Below are 13,992 nucleotides of genomic sequence, written 5' to 3'. Positions count from 1 at the left end.
GGTCATCCTCAGCCGTGGTGGTTGCCCGGTACCAGTTCCGGGCGCACCTGCGCACCACCGTGCCAGCACCTTCCAAGCGGTGAGCAGCAGGATGGCGCCGAAGACGTAGATCGTGACGTGGAAGCCGCCCGACAGCAAGGCCCCGCTGGCGTCGGCGTGTCCGGTTCTCGGGCCCGTTTCTGTCGTCCGGAGGCGTCGGGTCCGCAGGCGTGGCCGAGGGGCTGGTCACAGGCCGGAGCGGGCCACGGTGACGGGGCAGTGGGCGTGATGGAGGACGGCCTGGCTGACCGAGCCCAGCAGCAGGCCGGTGAATCCGCCGCGTCCGCGTGCGCCGACAACGATCAGCTGGGCGTTGCCGCTTGCCTCGATCAACGCCGGACGGGCACGTCCGCGCACCAGGGAGGTGTGGACCGTGACATCCGGGTACCGCTCCTGGTGCCCGGCCACGGCCTGGGCGAGGAGGCGCTCCTCCGCCGCACGGATCTGGTCCACATCACCGATCAGGTCCACCAGATCTACCGCCTGGCCCAGGCTGTGCTCGCCGTGATCGGCCCAGGTGGTCCACGCATGCAGCGCCAGCAGCTCGGCCCCCCGCAGCGAAGCCTCGGCGAAGGCGAACGCAACGGCGGCCTGCCCCTGCGGGGAGCCGTCCACGGCCACCACCACCGGCCCGGCCTGGTCCGGCCGGCCCCGCACCACCATCACCGGGCACCGGCCGTGCGCGCTCAGATGCACCGCGGTCGATCCCAGCAGCAGTTCCAGGAAGCCCCCCGCGCCGCGGTGGCCCACCACGATGAGCTGCGCGGTACGCGACTGCGCTTCCAGGACCGTCAGCGGCTCACCGGCGATCACCGCTTGGCTCACCTGAACCCCAGGTGCCGCGCTCCTGGCCCGCCGGACCGCCTGCGTCACCGTGTGTTCAACCGCCTCCCGCACGCCCCCTGCGGGCGGACCGAGCGGCGAGGCTACGGGCGGAGCATGCAGGGCCGGCCAGGTGAAGGCATGAACCACCCGCAGCTCCACCTCCCTCATCTGCGCCTCGCGCGCTGCGGCGTCCACGGCGGCCAGCGCGGACGGAGAGCCGTCCACGCCCACCACGACCGGCCCAGACATCGCTTCGCCTCTCGTGTCACCGGCAGCCACATGAGGGCGCGTACCGAAGCCCCTGTACTTCCAGCTTCTCCCGCGGGTACGGCATCCGCCATGGGACGGCCGTCCTGGCGCGCTGCCAAGTCGCTGGATTCCTGCCCTGCCCGTGTATTTGACCCGTCGGCGCCCCTTGGGACGCACTATGCATGGCCTCTACAGGGGGGTGGCGGCGTGGAGGATGAAGAACAGGGTGATGGCGGAGTTGGCCGAGGACAGAGCAGAGGCGGTGGTGCCGGCCGCCGCGCCCCAGGCGGCGAGGCCGACTGCGGTGAAGGCGGGAGGCCAGTCCCGGCCCGCGGGTGCGGGTCCCAGGAGGGCGGCGACGCGGCGCGGCACCGGCCCTGCGGCGGCGATTCCCGCGAGGGTGGTAAGTGGCGTGCCCCGGGTGATCAGCGATGCCTTCCCGATGGCCACGGCTACCGTGCGCCGACTGCCGACCATGGCGGCGGCCTCTTCGTCGGCCCACCGTTCGGCGGTGTAGGTGACGGCCGAACGAAGCGGTCGCAGGAAGGGATTGGCTCGGGCGGCGAGCTGCACCATGAGGAGGAACCGGTGGTGGCGGCCGGTCAGGTGGGCCCGCTCGTGCGCGAACAGGGCTCGTCGCTCACGTGAGTTCAGGGCGGCGAGCATGCCGGAGCTCACCACGATGCGGTCGCGCCGCCTGCCGGGCAGCGCGTACGCGTAGGGCGCCTCGTCGGGCAGGACGGCCACCGCCGTGGCGGGCAGACCGGCAAGCGCCCGGCCGCTGCGCCGGCGCACCCGGTGGTGGCGCCACGTTGCCGACGCGCAGGAGGCAAGCACGGCGAGGAGAGCCGGGATGGCGGCCTTGCCCGCCACCTCGTCATAGGGAACCGCTTCGCGTACCTCCGGGTCGGACCAGCCGTCCGGCAGCGGGTTGCCGGGCAGCTGTGCGGTGCCCACCACCATCAGCAGCGCCAAGGACAGGGTGCTGCACACCGCGAGCACGGCGGCCACGACGGTCAGCAGCCACGTGGCGGCACGCGGATGGAGGTGGTGTTCGGCAAGGCGCGCGATCGGCCATGCCGTTAAAGGGAGCACCAGCGGCAGGAAGACGAAGAGCCCCATAAGGCGTCAGTCTTCCCCTTCTTCGGGCGCCTGGGCCAGCAGGTCCCGCAGCAGCTGCTCGTCCCGGGGGGACAGCGCGGTGACGAAGCTGGCCAGCACAGCCTGCCGGTCGCTCTCGCCATCCAGGACCTTGCGCATCCGCAGCGCGGCCAGCCCCGATTCGTCGGCGACCGGCGTCCACTCGAAGGACCGGCCCGCCCGCTCCCTGGCGACCGCCCCCTTGGCGTGGAGCCGGGTGAGGATGGTGATCACGGTGGTGTAGGCGAGACCGCCCCCGAGCCGCTCCTGCACCCAGCCTGCGGTGGCCGGCCCCGGCGCCTGGCGCAGCGCCGTCAGCACTTCGGCCTCCAGTGCGCCCTGCCCGCGCCTGCGGGAATGCTCGGCGCCGCCCGTGTTCTGGTCCGTCATGCCGTCAACCTCCCGCCGTATCGCCCCAACCCCTCGTACGGGGCGGTTCATCGTACAGACTGCGTGATCTGGGTACAGACTGCGTGATCTGGCCGTTGGCCCCTGTTACCCCGCTGTCGCCTCATCCAAAGAGCGCCGTGCGGGTAGGCCTGCCCCGGGTCGTGCGGCCTCGCACGCGGTGAGACGTGTGCGCAGCCAGCGTTCCTCGTCCAGGGACAGCCTGGCCCCATCGTTCACGGCACTCCACACCACGGCACCGCCTAGACGACAGCGGACCACCGTACTCGCTGCCTTCAGCCTCGTCAGGGTCGTCGGCACAGTGGTGTAGGCAAGAGCCGGATCGACATGCTGGCGCACCCAGCCGGCGGTGACCGGCCCCGGAGCCCGTCCGAGAGCGGCCAGGACGCTTGCGTTCAGCTCACCTCGACCCCGGCGAACACGCAGGGCCCGGGTACCCGGATCGTCGTTCACCCCGTCTCCTCTCCGCCCCCCATCTTCTACGGCATTGTCGATTTTCGCTCCCGTCGGCGGCTCTCGGCCCGGCCACCACCCCCCCTCCCGCCGCTCACGCGCCTGGGTGCCAGGAATGGGAGTCACATCGGGTCGAAATCACGGGAACTGGATCTCCGCTGCCCGACACGCCGCCCACCGCTTCTACAGTGCTGTAGATTTAAAGATCAGTCGGCGTCCCGGATGAACGGCCGGGACGCGCACTACGGGAAAGGGATGCGACATGGGTGTGAGTCTGTCCAAGGGCGGCAATGTCTCGCTGAGCAAGGAGGCCCCGGGCCTGACGGCCGTCCTGGTCGGCCTGGGCTGGGATGTGCGCACGACCACCGGCGTCGACTACGACCTCGACGCCAGCGCCATCCTGGTGGGCGACTCCGGAAAAGCCGCCTCCGACCAGCACTTCGTCTTCTACAACAACCTCAAGAGCCCCGACGGCTCAGTCGAGCACACCGGCGACAACCTCACCGGCGAGGGCGAGGGCGACGACGAGGTCATCAAGATCGACCTCGCCGCCGTGCCCGCCGACATCACGAAGATCGTCTTCCCCGTCTCGATCCACGACGCCGAGAGTCGCGGCCACAGCTTCGGTCAGGTCCGGGCCGCCTTCATCCGCGTCGTCAACCAAGCAGGCGGCGCCGAGATCGCCCGCTACGACCTCTCCGAGGACGCCGCCACCGAGACCGCGATGGTCTTCGGCGAGCTCTACCGCAACGGGCCCGAGTGGAAGTTCCGCGCCGTGGGCCAGGGCTACGCCTCCGGATTGTCCGGCATCGTAGCCGACTTCGGCGTGGGTGTCTGACCCATCAGAGCGCCTATGGGCGGGCCCAGCCCGCCCACAGGTGTAACCGTCCATGCCCTTCGCTCATTCGGGGTCTCCATGAACGCGTCGGCCCCTCTCGCGGAGCCTGGTCGAGCGGATTTCGAACTTGTGCTGGATCATCACTCCGGACATCCCTGCGATCCTCCAGCATGCCGACGCGTCCACAGCCCTCGACCGGCTGCGCACCAGGGCGCTTCAGCGGCCGATGCCCTCGGCGCCGAAGTCACAGTCGAGGACGAGCGCATTCAGGCGGGGCTGGGCCGGACGGGGCTGCTCGCGGCCCTGGCCCTGCTCACCCCACCCTTCTCCGCGGTCGCGGCCGCGATATTCCTCCTGCTCGACTGGATCCTCCACACGGCCGGAGTCCAGTAGCCCCTCCCCCAGGCCCTGACCGGCGCCGGATGGAGCGCCGCCCTCATCGCGGCCCTCGCCACGGCAGCCGCATGCGCCGGCCTGCTCCTCGTCACCGCACACCACCGGGCCGCACCCCCACGCCGCAACACAGCCTGGACCAGCCCGTGAAACATGGCGGCGGGCCCTGGTCCTGCGCGCCCCGCTGCCCTTCCTGCGCGCCCAACTCGACCTCGGCTCCCCTTCCCCCCGACCGCCCCCCTGCCTGCGCAGGCGCCGGCCCGCCCCGCCTACGCCACTCCCCGCTACACGAGGCCGGGCTTCACCAGCCCCGCCGCCCGCTCGAAGGACTGACCCGACCGCGTCACGGCCTCGGACAGTCCTGTAGGCCGAACTGCGCCCCTTCGTAAAGTGCCCCCTACCGCCTGTTCTACAGTGCTGTAGATTCAGATGGTCGCGCCAACACGGCGCGGAGCCACAGCCTTTCGACCCCTGAACACCAGGAGGACACCGGTGGGAATCAATCTCAGCAAGGGCCAGCAGATCAGCCTCGAGAAGGCCGGAGGCCGCGCACTGAGCTTGGTGCGGATGGGGCTGGGCTGGCAGGCCGCCCCGCGCAAGGGGTTCCTCGCCCGAATGACCGCGAAGGAGATCGACCTCGACGCCTCGGCCGTCCTCTTCGCGGGCAAGGACCCGGTGGACGTGGTCTTCTTCCAGCAGCTGATCAGCAAGGACGGATCGGTACGCCACACCGGAGACAACCTCGTCGGCGGCGCCGGCCAGGGCGGCGACGACGAGTCCATCCTCGTGGACCTGGCGCGGGTACCCGTACACGTCGACCAGATCGTCTTCACCGTCAACTCCTTCACCGGCCAGACCTTCGCCGAGGTGGAGAATGCCTTCTGCCGCCTCATCGACGAGAGCAACGGCCAGGAACTCGCCCGCTACACCCTCTCCGGCGGCGGCAAGTACACCGCACAGGTCATGGCCAAGGTCCACCGCTCCGCCGCGGGCTGGAACATGTCCGCGATCGGGGAGCCGGCCGACGGGCGCACCTTCAAGGACCTCCTGCCCGCCGTTGCCTCCCACCTCTGACCACATCCGGCAGCACAGGGCCGCAGCCGACCGCCTCTGCCGGCCTTCGCGCCCCATCTTCCGGAGGGAAAGGACCCCATGTTCGGCATCAGTGAGATAGCGATCATTTGCATCATCGTCATCCTGGTCGTCGGGGCGAAGAAGCTGCCGGAACTGGCCCGTTCCATGGGCAAGTCGGCCCGCATCCTCAAGAGCGAGGCCCGCGGGATGAAGGACGAGAGCGGCGGCGCCCAGGCAGCCGGTGAGAGGCCTGTCGGCAGGAACACCAAGCGGGTCATCGAAGTGGCACCCAGCGACGTGATCAGCCCCCCGTCCACCGGTCCGAACAGCACCAGCACGCCACGGCACTGACCAGCCTTTCCCCGGCGCCTTCGGGCCTCGGCACCCTCTCTTCCATGCCGCTGCAGGGACCACCTCGACCATGGGCATCATCAGCTGGATCACTCTCGGACTCCTGGCCGGAGCGATCGCCAAACTCCTCCTTCCGGGACGCGACCCTGGCGGTCTCATAGGCACCATGCCGATCGGGATCGCGGGAGCCTTCATCGGTGGCTGGCTCTCCGAGATCCTCTTCGACCAAACCGTGGAAACCCACTTCTTCGACCTCATCACCTGGGGGGCGGCCATCGGCGGCGCCCTGGTGCTGCTGATCGCCTACCGGATCGTCTTCGGCCACTCCCGGAACTGAACAGCCGACGTCAGTGAGTCCGGCACGCAGCCGCCCCCCCCCATGGCACAGCAGGGCTGTCCCGTGCGGCTTCGGCCGCGCCCGGCACAGCCCATCACTGGTGCGTTCCGCCTCTCGGGTCCGTATCGCGTATGCGGAGGACCAGATCGGTATACGGTCCTGGCTCAGCGACAGGGCCAGGCCAAGCAAGGGAGATCATGTCCGAGACCTGGATGGGGATCGTCTTGGCATCAGCCGGGGCGCTTACCACGATGGCCGGGGCGGCCCTCTACGTACTGCCCGGCCCCGGCATCCCCGTGCTCGCCGTGGGCGTGGCCTTCCTCTTCGCGGGCGTGGCCATACTGGGAGCCGACGCCAGTCGCCGGTGAGGGCAGCGCCGCAGGCCCTCTGCGTCGTCAGGGCCTCGCTCCTGCTATGAGAGATGACCACTCAGCGCACAACGTCCTCGATGCCGAACAACTCGGCGCCCGGCGTACTGTCGTACATCTGGTGAAGCAAGCCGGGCTCCAAGACGCACGTCCTGTCGGGCGCGACCGGACTGCCCTTCCCCATCGGGCTCTCAGCCCCCGACACCCACGACAGCCAGGCCCTGAAGCCCATGCTCCTCGGTCAGCAAACGAGACGTGACCCTACCGCGGCCGCCACTTCAAACCCCAGCGCCTCCACGCCGACAAGGCCTACGATCTACCTGAACTGCGGAAATGGCTATGCGGCAAGCGGATCGGCATCCGTATCACATGCAAAGACATCGAGGCGAGCGAGCGTTTGGGCCGTCGCAGGTGGGTGATCGAGCGGATCGGTGCTGGCGGCGGGGTGCCCGGCCGCCACGGACGGCCCGGCCCGCGATCGGCCGGGGTGGGCACCCGTAGCGCCTTTTTCAGCCGGGGCACCATGGTGAAGCGGCGGGTGTGGTAGGCGGAGGCGACCGCGCCGCCGCGCGAGCGGCACGGCGAGCCGGGCTGTGCGTCACACTTCGGACAGGTGTGCTGTTCGACGTCGTCCGCGTCCGACCGTTCGGCCAGGGAGGGCCGCTGAGGGCCTGTCATGGATCCGGATTTTCGCACAATGCAAGTCTCAGAATGGGGTCCGTCCCACTTTTGAGTGAGAACGGGTTCTGCGAGCCGGTTGGGGGTTGAGCGGGGTCCGGCGGCCGGTTGTTGATCTTGCTCGCGCAAAGGACCGTTCGTGAGAGACGCCTAGCATCGCCGCCGCTACCGATAAGGCATGCCCGGCGGATCTTGCCAACTCGTCCCTGCAGCTTGGGTGCGTCGCCCAGGGGCTGTCCGCTTACTTGTGGTCATGGAGGAAGGCCGGGATGTCGGCTCGGGTCGGATAGTCGGGCAACGGTGCGGGCTCGTCTTGGAGGAATGCGGTGATGACGGCTGCTGCTCGTTGGTCGTTGTCACCCAGGCCGTTCCACATGTGGTGGCCGACGCCGGGCATGTACTGGGTGCGCTGGATGGCGGGGTCGTTCGCGAGGATGGTTGCCGCCCACTGCCGGACCTGGGAGGAGCACTCGGCGATCATCAGCATCGCGGGTGTCCGGGAGTTCCTCAGCTGAGGGGCGATGGAGGGGGAGTCTTTGATCGTTTGCTGGATGCGGAGGCTGGCGGCAGCGCTGAAGGAGAAGTTGCGTGCCGTGTCCTCGACCGGGATACGGTGCGCGTCTTGCGCACAGTAGGCGGACGCGGTGTCGCTGCCGAGATCGGCGGCGGTGAAGGCATTGTCGCCCTCCGCCTGTCCTACCAGGCCAGTGTCCGGGCTGAGCAGTCCGAGCCGCATGAGGCCGAACGCGACCGCGTACCGCGGGACGCGTGTGGAGCGCGGTCCGGTCATGGCCGGTGCGATGCCGCGGGCCGACGGTCGGCCCTTCTGCCCCGTGATCCCGGCGGTGGGACCGTCCATCGGGCCTGGCTCGGCGATGACCGCGCGACGCAGGTGGGCGGCGGTGGCCGGATCGGCCAGGGCGCGGGTGAGCACGGCCGCGCCCGAGGAGAATCCCAGCACGTCGGCGCGGCCCTTGCCCAGCTCGTCGACGAAGGCGCCGAGGTCATGGACGGACCGGGTGATCGAGTACTGGTCCATGGGTAGCAGGTCGCTGCGTCCACCGCCGGCCTGCTCGTAGGCGTACACGTCGTAGCCCTGCCCCGCGAGCCGCTGCAGGAAGTGGTGGTCGAGCACCGAGATGCCGCGCACCGGCCCGCCGTTGAGGTAGACGAGCGGAACGCGATGCCGGGGGCTGTTGCCGGTGGGCGGGTAGTGGTAGACGGCGACCCGGCTGCCGGTGGACAGGCTCCAGTGCTCGGTGGTCACGAACGCCAGGGCGGGCGGGTAGCGGCGCGTCGTGGGAACGGTCGGGACGCACACCGACAGTGTCAGGGCCGCTGCGACGAGCACCGGCAGGAACGGCACCAGCCGTCCCCGCCAGGAGCGGCGGCGGCCCCGCCACAGCGCCGCGATAGCCGCGACCCCGACAGTCGCGGACCATGCGGCGAACCCCGATCCCACGCCGTCGGTGGCGACGATCAGCGCGAGGAAGAGGGCGACGAGTCCCACCACCGCCGCGGCGGCCGCCAGCAGGCGGCCGACAAGGCGCAAGGGACGTATGACGGACGGTGGCATGGTGATCTCCTCGGCATTTTGAAACACTGTTTTGAAACGATGTTATCAGCTCGGCTAAACTGCTCCCCATGGGAAGGCCGAGAACGAACGACGTCGCCGTCAGAGAACGGCTCGTGGCATGCGCGACCGAGATGTTCGCCACCCGTCCCCAGGAGTCGGTCACAGTCCGCGCGCTGGCCGCCGCCGCCGGAACGTCGACGGCGGCGGTGTACACGTTGTTCCAGGGCAAGGACGGACTGATCCGCGAGGTGCGCGACCAGGCGGTCGCCGGCCTGTTCCAGGACCTGACCGCTGTTCCTGGCTCGGAGGGCGCTTTGGAGGATCTGTACGCGTTGGCCGTGGCGTATCGCCATTGGGGACGCGAACACCGCCACCTGTACACGGTGTTGTTCGGCGGCGCGCAGTCCTTCGTCCCGTCGACCCGGGTCGGCGACCGCGACCCGGTGCGGCCGCTTGTCGCGGCGATCGACCGTGCCGTGGCGGACCATGTCCTCGCGGGCGACACCACACTGATCGCCGTCTCGTTGTGGGTCGCCCTGCACGGGCTCGTCACCCTCGAACTCGCCGGCGGCCTTGAGGGCACCGCAGCCGAGACCGCGTTCCGGTCAACGATTGATGCCGTACTACGCGGCTGGGCAACCCCCGCCGCCTTCCCTGGCCTTCGACGCACGGACCCGGCGCCGTGAAGCGGTTACTCCGCAGACACACGAACACGACCGACAGAGGGTCGAGTCGATACGTAGGCGCCCCGGCCGGAAAACAGCCGCTCACGGCTATCGCCACCAGCCTCGTCAACCACCGCCGACGCACCAAGTGAAATGACGTCGATAAGACTGAACCTGGGCCCGGTGTCGGAGGCGCAGTGAAGGAGTAGCGGCCGAGGAAGTTCATGTGGTCGTACTGGAGCGGGGGGAGAGCCGGGCGGCCGGGCCTGGGGACTTCAGGCCGAACCCGGCCAGCCACCCGCCGACTGGGCAGTGGGCGTTCCGGGCGCGGTACTAGGGCCGGGAACCCTGGCCGCCGCTGCTGCGGCCACTTCGAGGTGGGAGTTCATGTCCAGCTCGAACCGGCCGTAGGGGTTCACGTGGGTCCAGAACACCGGGGACAGGGCCCGTCGGCCTGCTCGGCCTCGGCGGTGCCCAGGCGCAGGGCGGTGGTGTACTTCACGATCTGGTCGTACTGCTGGCGGATCAGATCCCAGTCGATGGTCTTGGTCGCCAGCACTGGCGCCAGGTTCGGCCACTTCTCGTCCTGACCGGCCGCCGGCCGGTACAGGCGTGCCGAGCCGACGTTCTTCAGCCTGGGCAGCAGGTTGAAGCCGAGCATGTGGGCGAAGGCGAAGCCGACGATGGAGGCGAGCGTGGACTCCCCGGCCACCGGATAGATCACCTTGCGGACCGTGCCGCCCGGCTCCGCGACCGCCGCCTCCGCCAGCCGCAGCAGAATGCCCTCCTTGCCGCGGACCCGCCTCAGCTCCTTGTTGAAACTCGCCCTCGGCCTTCTTCTCCGCCCGCGTGTTGATCTTCTGCACGAGCGGGATGAACAGCTCCACCAGCGAGTCGGTGATCTCCGTCTCCCGCACATGGCACAGCGTCGACAGCAGCGTGTACCGCACCGGCCCCGCCGCCGCCCGCAGGTCCGAGGGGTACTCCTTCGCCGCCCGCGCCCGCCAGGCCGCCACCAGCTTCTCCGACACGTCCGCGAACAGCTCCGGCGGCCGCTGAAGCCCGCGCACCCGCTGGAGCTTGTTCACCTCCGCCACCAGGCTGTCCAGCCCCAGCGCCCCTGGGTCCGCCTTCAGCTCGGTGAAGAACGTGCCCCCGCCGCCCGCGCTTTCAGCGTCCGTGCCGGCGTCCTCGACGATCAAGTCGTCCAGCCGGGACCGGGTCGCCGCCGACAGCCGGCCCCCGGTGGCCGCACAGAACCGCTCCTCGAAGGTGCTGACCGCCTTGCCCACTAGCCGGGCGATCTGTCCCGGGGCCGGCGGCTCCAGCCGGTCCTTGCGGCAGCGGGCCACCACCGCCTCCGCGAGCCGGTCCCGGTTGAGTTCCACACCGCACAGCTCGACCGCCAGCCACTCGGCGAGCTGGGCCCGGTCCTCCTCGGTGCACTCACGGAAGCCGAACGCGCCCCGGATCTCCATCCGGTGCCGCTTGATCGCCCGCCCAGACCAGTCGTACGCGACCCACTCCTCCGCGGGCACCCTCACCTGCTGAGCGACGTACGACACCGCCGGCACCGGGATCTCCCCGGCGTCTTCCGGGAACCGGGCCTCCACCTCGAAGAACTTCAGCAATAGGTGCAAAGGGGCCGTACCCATGCCCGTCAGGCTCCCTGCCGCGGGCCCCTCCCCAGGAGAAAGAGAGCCTCGGCACACGGCACCCGCCCAGGAAGTGTCCTGGGCGGGCGCAGGGTGCGTCTAGGCGGGAGTGATGTTCTCTGCCTGCGGGCCCTTCTGGCCCTGGGTGACGTCGAAGTTGACCTTCTGGCCTTCCTGGAGCTCACGGAAGCCCGAGCTGGCGATGTTCGAGTAGTGGGCGAAGACGTCCGGGCCGCCGCCGTCCTGCTCGATGAAGCCGAAGCCCTTTTCCGCGTTGAACCACTTAACGGTTCCGGTAGCCATGTTGCCCTCCAAGGGGACTCGAAAATCGGTCCCGCACCGTGCGGGAACCGGAGGTGATCGCCCTGGTCCTCAGAGACTGTGAACAGCAGAATCACCCGTGAACGCGTGCTCACGCGCGACCGGTACTTCGGAACCATGACAGCTGGCCCTGACGCTACACCGACAACTCCCCGCTCTCCACGAGAACGCCCACGCATAGAGCACTGTGAGGACTGTGACGCCATGGTCGCCGCAGGCCGTGGGCCGCGGGCCGCGCGAGCGCTGGTCGCCGATCTTGACGCCCCTACACCGGAGAGGACCCGTTCATAATGTCGAGCGCACAGTGGATGTCCGGGCGATCGCTCGCCGCCGGTGTCCGGGGGCATCCCGGCGAACCGTAATCCCATGACTCTCTTCCCTGACGAGCCGGTTGCGCGCAGTTTCGCCACGACCGTCCCTGTGCCGGTTCCGGGGCCAAAGCCATGGACCGCACCGGGCGGCAGCTTTGTCGGGCGCTCTTGCGGGTGCCCCGGGGCTCCGAACGGCGCGGCGACCAGGGGCAGCTAGATTTAGGTGCATTCTGGCGGTTCCCTCAGCATCCGCGAGGCAGGATCAGCTGGGTGTGGGCCCCGGGCCGGTCGGCGCTCGGGGCCTCGCCATGTCCGGCGCGCGGCCTGTCTTCAGTCAAACGCAAAGCTGCAGGGCAGCCGGCGGAAGCAAGATTCGACAGAGCCCGGCCGGGTGACTGCGGGCTCCGGCCGGGCTCTGGGTGCGTGGGCGAGCGGCGCACAGGAACGGTTCGTGTCGGCAGCCAACACGCCCAGCCGTTGGTCGCCTTCGCTCAGCCGGCTGCGCCCGGCAGGCTGGAGCCGCGCACCGACATCGACGCGATCCCCGTAGGTTTCCCTGCATTGCCTCGGCGCGCTGGGTGAAGCTGCCGGCCAGGTGGTGGTGCGGTACCGCGATGGCCGAGCCCGACCCCCGCAGGCCAGGAGTTGGTCAGTCTGCCGAGGGACGCCAGCCGTGTGCCATTCGTGTGGCGCCCCAGGCGCCCCAAAGCCAGACGATGACGGCCATGACCCCGGCTCCGGCCAACGCAACGTAGAGCAGCATGTCTCCGGTTTCGGTGTGCTCGCTGGTGTAGGCGACGGCGCGGATGGGAGTGGCGAGCCAGTGGTGCATGAAGAGGCCGATCAGCGCTGCTGCGGCGAGGGGTGCGAACAAGGTGAAGAACGCGGTGCTGAAGTAAATGGTCCTGTTTCCGGCGAGAACGCTGACCGCGGTGACCTGCCGGGCGAACCGGAGGAACTCGGCGAGATTCGTCACCATGACCGAATGATGACGACGATGACGGCGAAGGTCCCGTAGAGCATGACCCATCGTCCGTTGAGGTCGTCCATGTTCGCTGCGGTCAGCCATGAGCCGGCGATGGTTTCCACGGGCACGGCCATGCCGAGGTGCCGGTTCGCCGCTGCTTTGATCACGGGCACCGACAGGTCCCGGCCCTTGTCACCGATCAGTATGAGGGTGGGGCCTTCGGGCTGTGTGGAGTCTCTGGCGTAGATGCCCTGCCCGGGTGTGTCCCAGGTGGCGAGTGCATGGACCCGCGGGTCGGGGCGGTTGGGATCGATTGTTGACGCCCCCCTGGGTGCAGGGCAGGCTCAGGCGCTGCAATGCCGTGCATGGTCCGTTGATCTCGGCGGTGGACTTGGTGTGGTCCACACCGTGGCCCAGAGTTGGGTCTGACCCACGAGGACGAACGCGATGACCACCCCTGCCGTGAGACGAACGGTGGCGCCGGGCCACGCGGCCGCCCAACGTCCGGCCAGCAGGGCTCCAGGCCAGCCCCACCGGTGGCTGATGGAGGCGAGGGCGTTACCTGCCGCCACGGCAGCGAGCCCGATCAGCGAGGGCAGTGTGAGGATGGTGCCGCCGACACCAATCACGTACACCAGGAGCCTCATCCCCGAGCTGGTCGCCAGCCTGGGCCCCTGCACTGCCACGAACAGCAGGAAGGGACAAAGGTAAGGCCACCAGCGCGGCAAGCGGGTCCTGAACAGGCGAGGTCTGACACCGTCGCGCCGGTCCTGCTGCGGGTGCAGGAGAAGCACGCAGGCCAGGACGAGGAGCGTGGCCACCGCGGGTGCGGTAAGCAGAGCCAACGCCCACCGCTGTGCGTCCGTTTCGGCGATCGTGTAACCGGTAAGGGGAAGGCGAGTGTCACCTACCCCGCCGAGGGCGGCGGCGCCGATCCCAACTGCGACTACTGCTTCACCGGCGTTGACAGCGCTCTGACGCGGCGCCCGCCGCCGAGTGCTTCGAGGAGGGCCGTGCGCTGGTCTCTGGCGTCCGATCCGGCTCGAGCGGCAGCGGCGATCAGTGGCGAGACCGGCAGGGCGCCCATGAAGGCGGTGAGGGCGAGAAGGATGTAGGAGGGCTTGGCGAACATCACTTCGCCGACGCCGAGGGGTTTCGGGGTGCCGAATCCGGTGCTCGGCCACATCTTGGCAGTGTCCGCAGTCGCGAGAGGACGCACATAGGCGAACCATTCGCCGGGGCTTGCCAGCTCGCGCGGCTCGATCGTGCCGGCGAGGCTGCCGAAACGGGTGGCGATGCCCTCGCCTCGTCCCGCTGCGAGCAAGGCGGGTGACAGGACAGCCT

The 13,992-nt window shown here is 69.4% G+C and carries 18 protein-coding genes and 2 pseudogenes; 8 read left to right on the top strand and 12 right to left on the bottom strand.

The genetic code is table 11. The annotated features are described in order from the left end of the window. Positions 1-225: 225 nt before the first annotated feature. From ABZX75_RS27420 to ABZX75_RS27405, 4 genes are all read right to left on the bottom strand, one after another. Positions 226-1,113 carry a universal stress protein gene (locus ABZX75_RS27420; protein WP_355415067.1) on the bottom strand — a complete coding sequence of 296 codons (888 nt, stop codon included), beginning with the start codon at positions 1,111-1,113 and terminating at the stop codon, positions 226-228. 189 nt (positions 1,114-1,302) lie between these two features. Then, positions 1,303-2,235, bottom strand: a complete 933-nt coding sequence (locus ABZX75_RS27415; protein ID WP_355415065.1) for a M56 family metallopeptidase — start codon at positions 2,233-2,235, stop codon at positions 1,303-1,305. A 6-nt stretch (positions 2,236-2,241) separates the two neighbouring features. Next, positions 2,242-2,643, bottom strand: a complete 402-nt coding sequence (locus ABZX75_RS27410) for a BlaI/MecI/CopY family transcriptional regulator (RefSeq protein WP_355415063.1) — start codon at positions 2,641-2,643, stop codon at positions 2,242-2,244. A 105-nt stretch (positions 2,644-2,748) separates the two neighbouring features. Then, positions 2,749-3,114 (bottom strand): BlaI/MecI/CopY family transcriptional regulator, encoded by a 366-nt coding sequence (locus ABZX75_RS27405; protein ID WP_355415061.1) that lies wholly within the window; start codon positions 3,112-3,114, stop codon positions 2,749-2,751. A 262-nt stretch (positions 3,115-3,376) separates the two neighbouring features. On the opposite strand from ABZX75_RS27405, the gene ABZX75_RS27400 reads away from it, so the two are divergent. Continuing rightward, positions 3,377-3,952 carry a TerD family protein gene (locus tag ABZX75_RS27400; RefSeq protein WP_355415059.1) on the top strand — a complete coding sequence of 192 codons (576 nt, stop codon included), beginning with the start codon at positions 3,377-3,379 and terminating at the stop codon, positions 3,950-3,952. A gap of 216 nt (positions 3,953-4,168) precedes the next feature. On the opposite strand, the gene ABZX75_RS27395 is transcribed toward ABZX75_RS27400, so the two are convergent. Then, the gene (locus tag ABZX75_RS27395) at positions 4,169-4,327 is read right to left on the bottom strand and encodes a hypothetical protein (RefSeq protein WP_355415057.1); all 159 of its coding nucleotides are present in this window, start codon (positions 4,325-4,327) and stop codon (positions 4,169-4,171) included. 510 nt (positions 4,328-4,837) lie between these two features. Between ABZX75_RS27395 and ABZX75_RS27390 the strand changes: the two genes are divergently transcribed. The 5 genes and pseudogenes from ABZX75_RS27390 to ABZX75_RS27370 form a co-directional block, all read left to right on the top strand. Further along, positions 4,838-5,419 (top strand): TerD family protein, encoded by a 582-nt coding sequence (locus tag ABZX75_RS27390; protein WP_355415055.1) that lies wholly within the window; start codon positions 4,838-4,840, stop codon positions 5,417-5,419. Between the two features lie 78 nt (positions 5,420-5,497). Continuing rightward, a complete protein-coding gene (locus ABZX75_RS27385; protein ID WP_355415053.1) occupies positions 5,498-5,770 on the top strand; it encodes a twin-arginine translocase TatA/TatE family subunit in 273 nt (90 codons plus the stop codon). 70 nt (positions 5,771-5,840) lie between these two features. Beyond that, positions 5,841-6,107, top strand: coding sequence for a GlsB/YeaQ/YmgE family stress response membrane protein (locus tag ABZX75_RS27380; protein WP_355415050.1), 267 nt, complete (start codon positions 5,841-5,843; stop codon positions 6,105-6,107). Between the two features lie 197 nt (positions 6,108-6,304). Further along, positions 6,305-6,475 carry a hypothetical protein gene (locus ABZX75_RS27375; protein ID WP_355415048.1) on the top strand — a complete coding sequence of 57 codons (171 nt, stop codon included), beginning with the start codon at positions 6,305-6,307 and terminating at the stop codon, positions 6,473-6,475. Positions 6,476-6,603: 128 nt separating this feature from the next. Continuing rightward, positions 6,604-7,022, top strand: a pseudogene (locus ABZX75_RS27370) (transposase); the annotation flags it as partial. 372 nt (positions 7,023-7,394) lie between these two features. On the opposite strand, the gene ABZX75_RS27365 reads toward ABZX75_RS27370, so the two are convergent. Beyond that, on the bottom strand, positions 7,395-8,729 hold the full coding sequence (locus tag ABZX75_RS27365; protein WP_355415046.1) for an alpha/beta fold hydrolase: 1,335 nt from the start codon (positions 8,727-8,729) through the stop codon (positions 7,395-7,397). Positions 8,730-8,797: 68 nt separating this feature from the next. Here ABZX75_RS27365 and ABZX75_RS27360 point away from each other — a divergent pair, with 68 nt between their 5' ends. After that, positions 8,798-9,415 carry a TetR-like C-terminal domain-containing protein gene (locus ABZX75_RS27360; RefSeq protein ID WP_355415044.1) on the top strand — a complete coding sequence of 206 codons (618 nt, stop codon included), beginning with the start codon at positions 8,798-8,800 and terminating at the stop codon, positions 9,413-9,415. Positions 9,416-9,809: 394 nt separating this feature from the next. Here ABZX75_RS27360 and ABZX75_RS27355 read toward each other — a convergent pair whose 3' ends face one another. Continuing rightward, positions 9,810-10,118 (bottom strand): Tn3 family transposase, encoded by a 309-nt coding sequence (locus tag ABZX75_RS27355; RefSeq protein ID WP_355415042.1) that lies wholly within the window; start codon positions 10,116-10,118, stop codon positions 9,810-9,812. 149 nt (positions 10,119-10,267) lie between these two features. Between ABZX75_RS27355 and ABZX75_RS27350 the strand changes: the two genes are divergently transcribed. After that, entirely contained in the window at positions 10,268-10,453 is a 186-nt protein-coding gene (locus ABZX75_RS27350; protein WP_355415040.1) for a hypothetical protein, read from the top strand. A gap of 281 nt (positions 10,454-10,734) precedes the next feature. On the opposite strand, the pseudogene ABZX75_RS27345 reads toward ABZX75_RS27350, so the two are convergent. The 5 genes and pseudogenes from ABZX75_RS27345 to ABZX75_RS27325 form a co-directional block, all read right to left on the bottom strand. After that, positions 10,735-11,049, bottom strand: a pseudogene (locus ABZX75_RS27345) (DUF4158 domain-containing protein); the annotation flags it as partial. A gap of 99 nt (positions 11,050-11,148) precedes the next feature. Continuing rightward, positions 11,149-11,352 carry a cold-shock protein gene (locus ABZX75_RS27340; protein WP_215030177.1) on the bottom strand — a complete coding sequence of 68 codons (204 nt, stop codon included), beginning with the start codon at positions 11,350-11,352 and terminating at the stop codon, positions 11,149-11,151. A 978-nt stretch (positions 11,353-12,330) separates the two neighbouring features. Beyond that, on the bottom strand, positions 12,331-12,660 hold the full coding sequence (locus ABZX75_RS27335; protein WP_355415038.1) for a hypothetical protein: 330 nt from the start codon (positions 12,658-12,660) through the stop codon (positions 12,331-12,333). Then, positions 12,654-12,821, bottom strand: coding sequence for a hypothetical protein (locus tag ABZX75_RS27330; protein WP_355415036.1), 168 nt, complete (start codon positions 12,819-12,821; stop codon positions 12,654-12,656). Before ABZX75_RS27330 ends, ABZX75_RS27335 begins: the two co-directional genes overlap by 7 nt. 773 nt (positions 12,822-13,594) lie before the next feature. After that, positions 13,595-13,972: a hypothetical protein gene (locus ABZX75_RS27325; RefSeq protein ID WP_355415034.1), complete on the bottom strand. Its 378-nt coding sequence runs from the start codon at positions 13,970-13,972 to the stop codon at positions 13,595-13,597. Positions 13,973-13,992: the final 20 nt, after the last annotated feature.

The organism is Streptomyces sp. NPDC003038 (assembly GCF_040611115.1).
Lineage (GTDB): Bacteria > Actinomycetota > Actinomycetes > Streptomycetales > Streptomycetaceae > Streptomyces.
Note: the sequence above shows the minus strand (reverse complement) of the source record. Positions and strands in the feature narration are given on the sequence as shown.